4 protein-coding genes are annotated in these 7,837 nt (G+C 53.3%); 2 read left to right on the forward strand and 2 right to left on the reverse strand.

Annotation, left to right across the window (positions count from 1 at the left end; translation table 11 throughout):
* The first annotated feature begins 363 nt into the window (after window positions 1-363).
* Window positions 364-1,827, forward strand: coding sequence for a cohesin domain-containing protein (locus tag PHV74_13515; protein MDD5095377.1), 1,464 nt, complete (start codon window positions 364-366; stop codon window positions 1,825-1,827).
* Window positions 1,824-2,525 (forward strand): cohesin domain-containing protein, encoded by a 702-nt coding sequence (locus PHV74_13520; protein MDD5095378.1) that lies wholly within the window; start codon window positions 1,824-1,826, stop codon window positions 2,523-2,525. Before PHV74_13515 ends, PHV74_13520 begins: the two co-directional genes overlap by 4 nt.
* Window positions 2,526-2,667: 142 nt before the next feature.
* On the opposite strand, the gene PHV74_13525 is transcribed toward PHV74_13520, so the two are convergent.
* Window positions 2,668-5,811, reverse strand: a complete 3,144-nt coding sequence (locus PHV74_13525) for a PAS domain S-box protein (GenBank protein MDD5095379.1) — start codon at window positions 5,809-5,811, stop codon at window positions 2,668-2,670.
* Between the two features lie 293 nt (window positions 5,812-6,104).
* Window positions 6,105-7,412 carry a dihydroorotase gene (locus tag PHV74_13530; protein ID MDD5095380.1) on the reverse strand — a complete coding sequence of 436 codons (1,308 nt, stop codon included), beginning with the start codon at window positions 7,410-7,412 and terminating at the stop codon, window positions 6,105-6,107.
* Window positions 7,413-7,837: the final 425 nt, after the last annotated feature.

A 7,837-nucleotide genomic window follows, 5' to 3' on the forward strand; every position in this document is an offset into this window, starting at 1 on the left:
AAGGTCTTGAAGTAACCTTCACTGTTTTCTCTTCTTGGGCATCACTGCATGCAGGACTATTGCCAGGTTGAAGGGAGCCTCATTTCCTGCAATTGCATCCTGTATCCCCCAACTCTTTGGGGGAAGATGATTTTGAATCTTAGGGGACACCCCTAAAACCCCGGCAGAGAGGCGTCTCTGCACTCTCTTAAACGCGGAGAACTGATTACTGATTACTGACTCATCACTTCCTGGGCGTCCACCCCCACGGCAAAATTGGGGTTGACCCCGTTTCGGCCAGTCTCGCCCGGTGTTACCATCATTCTGGGGTGTCCACACGCCCGTTTGGGAGGGTCATCATATGCTCAAGCAAGGAGACCATGGATGAAGAAGGGATGTTTACTCGTAGCGATCTTCATCGCTACATTACTGTTTCCAGTCGCCACTCTGGCTCAACCCATGGCCAACGTATTCCATGGATCAGTCAGTGCAGGAGGCTCCGGATTGCCGGATGGTTCATCCGTTACCGCATGGATCGATGGAACCAAAGTAGCGGAAACCCAAACCACAGACTCGCTGTATTCTCTAACCGTCGCCGGCAGTTACATCGGAAAGACAGTTACCTTCAAAGTGGGTAAATACAAAGCGGAGCAAACTGCCCTCTGGAAACGAGGGGAAACTACCACACTGGACTTGAGTATCAATGCCTGGCCTTATCAGTGCGACTTCTATGGCCTGGTGACTGTAGATGGAAATCGTGTACCGGACGGCACCGAGGTATCGGCCTGGATCGATTCCGCCAGGGTGCAATCGACCACCACCACCAATTCCCTCTATCGGCTGGTCGTGCCGGGAAACTACACCGATAAGATCGTCGCTTTCAAGGTGGGAATCGACTACGCTACACAGGTGGTGGATTGGGAAAGGGGAGGAGAGCTTGAGACAAATCTAACCGTCAGCCTCGGCCCTCAGGTGTGCGGCTTCTACGGATCGGTGAAGCTTGACGGCGAGGATGTACCCGACGGCACCCAGGTATCGGCCTGGATAGACTCCGCTAAGGTACAGTTTTCTACCACTACCGGATCTCGATACGGACTCAATATCCCCGGGAATTATAGCGGCAAGACGGTTTCGTTTCAGGTCAATGGCCAACGCGCAGCCCAAAGCACCATCTGGGTCAGGGGCGATAACAAGCAACTGGCCCTGACAGCCATCACCACACAGACTCCCATAGTCACCCTTGAACTTTCCGCCCCGGAGATTCGCCCGGGCAAGGAATTCACCATCACTGTGATGGTCGACCCCAAAGGCCATGGCATCAGCGGCGGTGAAATCGATCTCTTCGCCATTGACACTTCAGTGATGGAGATACTGATAGATAAGGTGGCACCGGGGAATCTTCTTGGAACTGACGCCATCGAGGGCACCAAGGAAAAAGTCCTTTCCGAAGAAGGGGATAATCTGAGATATGCGCTGGCTCGTAAGGGAACAACCCCTGTGCCCACCAGCGCCAACACCCTGGCTACCATTACGCTCCGCGTCAAAGGCGACGCCAAAGCGGGAAAATACGCCATACCCAATGCCATTTCTCTGGCTGACGAGAGCTTCAACAATCTGGATTTCGCGCCCCCGATCGTTTCTATCTCCGTCATTCCCGGCCTTCCCGGAGACATCGATGGGGATAATAGCGTGGGATTGAAAGACCTGACCATTCTGGCCTCGGCCTATGGGACAAAGGATGGAGACGAAGGCTACCGCAACGAGTGTGACTTGAATGGCGATAAGGAGATCGGGATTGCCGACCTCTCCATTCTCGCCGGTGGCTGGGGCAAGGGGAGCGAAGCGTGATACTGGATAGGAAAGCGGCAAAGATTGTTCTATCAACGATGGCGGTTTGCCTTACCGTGCTTGCCGTTTTCCTCGCCATCACCGGCAAGGACATTACCACCTCCACAGCTACCGCTCAAGAGCCGGGGATAATCACACCCGCGGTAACTTCAAATCCGGTTTCTCCCATCCGAACCACACCAGCACCCCAGAAGACAACTCCTGCGGCAAGTCCCACACCAAGCCCCGCAGAGAAGCCACTTGATGCGCCATCGCCACAGCTCCCATCGCTGGATATCTACGTCAGCCCATCTTCCCAGAAAGCTTCTCCGGGACAGGAGATCAGTGTCAGCGTGACAGCGAAGGCAGTGAACTGCGGGATCAGTGGAAGCGAAATCAGCGTGAAATTCGACCCCGCTGTCCTACAGGTAGCTGAATTGAATGTAGATGATGCGCTGGGATCCAATACCATCATTGCCGTGAAAGAGACGGGCAACCAGTCAGGGATTCTGCGATGTGCCCTGGCTCGAAGGGGGACCACTCAAATCAGTGCATCTGAGGAAATTCTGGCGCGAATCAAGTTCAGGATCGCTGATTGGGCCAAGACAGGTTCATATAATCTGACGTTGACGGAGGTCAAGCTGACCAACGAGAAAGACCCGCCGCAAACCATGACCGGGGTGGAGATTCATAACGGATCAATAGAGATAGTGCCGTAAAGTCCGATCCGAAGGAAAAGAGGAGGCCAACGATGATTCGTGTTATCCACTGCGAGCCTGCCATGATCACAGGTGCCAGGAGAGTGCGCTACATCAATACCGATAGTTCCGGCAACATCTATTCCTCCTGCCTTCAAATGACCTATACGGTCTGCACAGAGGCACCCCCCCTCGTGCGATCCCGGGGTTTGGGAGATTCGACAACCGGCAAAGAAAAACTGAACTGTGAACCCCGCCCCACCTCGCTCTCCACCCATATCCGTCCTCCATGGGCCGCCACGATTCCCTGAGAAATCGCTAACCCCAATCCGCTTCCACTCATCCGGCGCTGGGTATTCTCCTCCAAGCGCTGGAAGGAATCAAACGCCCTTTTGAGCTGCTCCGTATCCATGCCATCGCCCTGGTCGGTAACAGTAACGATCAGTTCGCTATTCGATACCTTTGCCTCAATCGTGATGACCGTGCCAGGTGATGAGTAGGTTGCCGCATTTTCCACCAGATTGGTCAGGGCCTGTTCGATGCGCAGTTCGTCCACAACAACCAGCGGCAGATCGGTCGGCAAAAGCAATTCAAGCCGATGCTCCCCTTTTACGCCGCTGAATTTGCCACTGATCTGCTTGATCACTCTATCGATCTTCAGCGGATACTTATCCAGGGTCATCATGCCTGCCTGAATCTTCGACATATCCAGGGTGTCATTAACGATGCGGACCAGGCGATCTGCCTCCTGATTTATACTGAGAAGAAAGTCCCTCTGCGTCTCGGCATCCCATTTGACATCCTGCTGCACCAGGGAGCTGGCCAAGCCTTTGATGGAAGTCAGAGGCGTACGCATTTCATGAGAGATGCTGGCCAGAAAGGCCGCTCTCAACCGATCAGCCTCCTCCAGCGCCAGAGCCCGGGATTCCATCCCCAGCAGTTGCGTATTCTCAGCGGCAGTGCTGATCTCGTGGGCAATCGTAACCAGAAGTTTTCTTTCTTCCGGGGTGAAAGTCCTCTCCTTGTCCGTCATCACAAACATCACACCCAGCACTTTCCCTCTTGTCTCGAGCGGCAGACACATCATCGATCCACCCTGCTCTCTACCCTGAACCGCCTGAGCATGATCTCCGATCAGCGTAACACTCTCAGAGATCGACTCAACGAACACCGGTTTTCCCGACTGAGCCACGACCCCGAGTATGCCTTCACCGATCTTAACCGTCGGAATAGTTCCCAGCAGGCCTCCGCTGCTGCCTCTGGAAATCCTTAATGCCAGATGTTCCGCATCATCATTCAGAAGATAAACTCCGCCGTGTTCTATTCCCAGTAACTCCAGCACTTTGTCCAGGGCATGCCCCAAAATCTCATCCAGATCAAGCGATTTATTGATCGTTTCCGCGATGGCGTTGAGCGCGGCCAGTTCCCTATTGCGCAGACGGATCTGCTCCTCTGCCTGCTTGCGTTCGGTGATATCCAGAACAACTCCCCGCATCCCAATGATCTGGCTGTTATGAATAATGGGGCTGGTATACGCCAGAACGGGAAAGGTGCTGCCGTCTTTTCTCAGCAGAGTGTACTCATGATTGCCAAACTCCCGTCCCGTCAGCACGCCTTCGATATCCTTCACCACTCTTGCCCGGTCTTCCGGCACAAACACCTGAAGCGCACTGAGTCCCCCATCGATATCTTCCTGAACGTAGCCCGTATACTGCAACCCGAAATTGTTGGCAAAGACGAAGTTGCCGTTCAGGTCAACTTCAAACACGGTCTGCGGCAGAAGATTGGCCAGGTCCCTGAACCGCTGCTCGGCTTCCTTCAGTGCCTCATCCGCCCCTTTCCGATCGGTGATATCGCTTGAAATCAATGTGGCCGCCACCACTTCACCATCCCGCTTAACAGGCGCCACCCGAGTTTCATACCATGAATACTTATTATGGGAACCCAATCCCATAACCTGATAGTTACCGGAGCGGCCGCTTTGGAAAACTTTCCCCAGGGCTTCCCTGGCTGTTCGATAATGCTCGGGAGTGATATAGTCATAGACCTTGCGCCCGATTACCTGTTGCGGAGTAACACCCGGGAAAAGTCGATTGATAGACAGAATTGTGCCATCACCATCAACAGTGGAAATGATGTTGGGAGCGCTTTCCATCAAGGAATTCCACTTTGCCTCGGCTTCCCCTAATGCTGCCTCAACTCGATTGAGGTTGGCGATCTGGGCCTGAAGCTCCTTATCCGCCTTAACCAGTATTTCCTTTCGGTCCTGCGCCATGGCTCCCAGGTCGGCATTGGATTTCTGCAGCATTTCCTCAAGTGTTTTGCGCTCAGTTGAATCTTTCAAGGTGACGAGAATAAATTCCGGCTGATCGTCCTTCTTTATCAGACACAGTGTCAAATCGACCGGAATCCCATGGCCATCTTTGCCTCTGGCCCCGATTTCCTTCAGATACGAGAGTCCATCGCCGGTCACCTTATCCAGGATTTCGATCACCTTCTTCCGGTTCTCATCTTCGAAAAGGCCGAGTTCAATGAAGCGCTTCCCGATCAGTTCCTCCGGCTCATATCCTAAGACCTGATTGATGCTGCTACTGGCATCGACGACCCTTCTATCGACATCCAAATACAGGAGGCCATCCACGGCATTGTGGAAAATCTTGCGGAACGCCTCTTTCTGCTTCAGCCGCCCCAGCAACTCTTGCTGATCTGCAATAAGTTGAGTCCTGGCTTCCTCCAATCCCCCCTTCTCCTCAAGGAGTTGAACTTGAGCTCGCCTCAAGCCCTGATTGACAGTCTCCAGGCCAGTCAGACGCTCCTTCAAACCCCGCTGTTCCTCTTCGCCCCGTTTCAACTCATTCTTCAACTCATTCTTCAACTCCTCTTTCAACCGGCTGTGCTCCGCCGTCTCCTGCTGCAAACGCTCGCCGACGGCCTTCAGGTTATTGGTGGACTCCGCAACCTGTGTCTCCAGCATAACACGAGCGTCTTCGATCTCCTTTTGACATTCGCTCTGCACCCTAACGCTCTGCAACAGTTTCCGCAGACCGATCCCCAGCAAGAGGAATCCACCGAGATACCCCACAACCTTCTCCATGAAAGCCTGGCAGGTCATACCGGCAACAAGGTTGTGATCGCCTAAAAGGGGAAGTTCGTGGATGACGCCAATGAGGACACCGAAGACGATCAATCCGAACCCGGCGATGATACATTGCCATCCCTGCTGATATCTCATATCCCCCCGCCTCTCTGCCAACCACAGGACGGCAAAGATCAGGGAACCCAGCAGCGCCAGGGTGATATTGATCATACTATTTCATTTCTCCGGGGACGAACTTGATAGAATTGAACTGGTGTAGCGTTAAGACAACCGCACTACAAATATCCAGCATGACATTGTCATTCTCGCGAAGGTGGGAATCCAGATAAGAACCCATGGATTCCGGATCAAGTCCAGATCAACCCCCTTGAGGAATGTCGTGCAGATACAATTGATCCTACCCTCTGGAGGCCGAGTCTCGTATGCGAAATAGGGGGCATTCCGAATAAGACATTAGTACCGGAAGGAGAGAACGTTCGGCGATAAGGGATTGAGGAGAGTTCTCAAATTGCCTGGTTCAGCAATAAATGACAGGATTCGTCCCGATAAACAATCCGGCCTTCGAAGACCGTCAGGAGCACCTTGCCCTTTAGCTTTGCCCCTGCCAGCGGCGTATTTTTGCCCTTTGAGGCAAACTTTTCCGGATCGACGGTCCACTCGGCATTCGGGTCGAAGATAGTGATATCTGCAGCAGCGCCAACTTGAAGGCTCCCCGATAAGTTGAGGAGATTGAGAATCCGGGCAGGACCGAGGGTCAATCGGGAGATCAGAGTTGTCAAATCCATCTTGCCACTGTGGACCAGAGTCATCAGACCTCCGAGGGCCGTTTCAAAACCGCTGATGCCGAAAGCGCACCGGGCAAAATTTCCTGTCTTATCCTCTATAGTGTGAGGTGCATGGTCTGTGGCAATAGCATCGATGATTCCTTCGCCCAATCCAAGAATCAGCGCATCCACATCCGATTGGGCTCTCAGAGGTGGATTCACCTTGGCCTGGGCGCCATGAGCCAGAACTGCTTCTTCGGTCAAAGTCAAGTGATGCGGCGTGACCTCGGCGGTAACCGGAATGCCCTCTTTTTTGGCTCTGCGAATGAGATCGACGGAGCCTTTGGTGCTCACGTGCGCGATATGAACGTGTCCCCCCGTCTCCCGGGCCAACTGGATATCCCGCGCCACCATCCGCTCCTCGGCAGCTGCAGGTATTCCCCTATATCCCAGCCTGACCGATAAGGCACCTTCATTCATCACTCCATCTTTAGCCAGCGTTGGGTCCTCACAATGATCGATGATCGGAACCCCAAGAGTTTTTACTGTTTCAAGAGCTTGACGCATGATATCAGAATCAGCCACCGGGCTGCCGTCGTCACTGAAAGCAATTACTCCGGCCGCCTTCATCTGGCTCATCCGGGTTAACTTTACCCCGGAGCGCCCCACCGTGACACACCCTATCGGCAGAACCCGCACCACAGCCGCTTTGATGGTTGTTTCCCGGATTTGCCCGACCACTTCCGGCTTATCGATGGGAGGATTGGTATTGGGCATGCAGCAAACGGTAGTAAATCCGCCCCTGGCGGCAGCCCCGGTGCCACTGGCAATGGTTTCCTTCTCCTCGAATCCCGGCTGACGCAAATGGCAGTGAAGATCGATGAACCCAGGGGAAACAATTAAGCCGGTGGCATCGACTATTGTAGGGGCAGGTTTGAAACCTGCCCCTACCTCCGCAATCTTGCCACCGATGACCAGAAGATCACCGACTTGATCGATCCCTTTGAGGGGATCGATGATACGTCCGTTGCGAATGAGCAGATTCATATAGAGATTCTTCGCTTGCAACCCGGTAAGCGTTGATCAAGAGGTGAAGGATTCCTCCTTCCGGGGGTTCGGGGAGCCTGTCCTGAGCTTGTCGAAGGATGTCCCCCGAATTTCCCATCCTTCCCCCAAGAGTGGGGGACAGGGGGTTGATCAAAGCTTCCTTAGAATGACACTTTGCGGTGATTATATCATGTTGAAAGAAGGCTTCCAATTGTAACCGATTACTGATCATTGAATGCGCTCCTTGAACAATGAACTCCTCGATCAAGAAAATACACCTTGCCCTACGCAACAACTTGGGGTAGAATAGGCGATGGGAATTGGTTCCCATTTGTCAATACCAAGGAGGATATTCAATGAAGCCTGTCGCGGATCGACTCAAAGAATTGCAGGAAAGAATAGATAAGGATACTGCCCAGGGTGGA

The sequence above is a fragment of the Dehalococcoidia bacterium genome (assembly GCA_028711995.1).
In the GTDB taxonomy this organism is placed as follows: domain Bacteria; phylum Chloroflexota; class Dehalococcoidia; order SZUA-161; family SpSt-899; genus JAQTRE01.

Bases quoted from the DNA above. Each gene is read 5' to 3' on its own strand.
- PHV74_13515 (MDD5095377.1), top strand. From the start codon at position 364: ATGAAGAAGGGATGTTTACTCGTAGCGATCTTCATCGCTACATTACTG.
- PHV74_13525 (MDD5095379.1), bottom strand. From the start codon at position 5,811: ATGATCAATATCACCCTGGCGCTGCTGGGTTCCCTGATCTTTGCCGTC.
- PHV74_13530 (MDD5095380.1), bottom strand. From the start codon at position 7,412: ATGAATCTGCTCATTCGCAACGGACGTATCATCGATCCCCTCAAAGGG.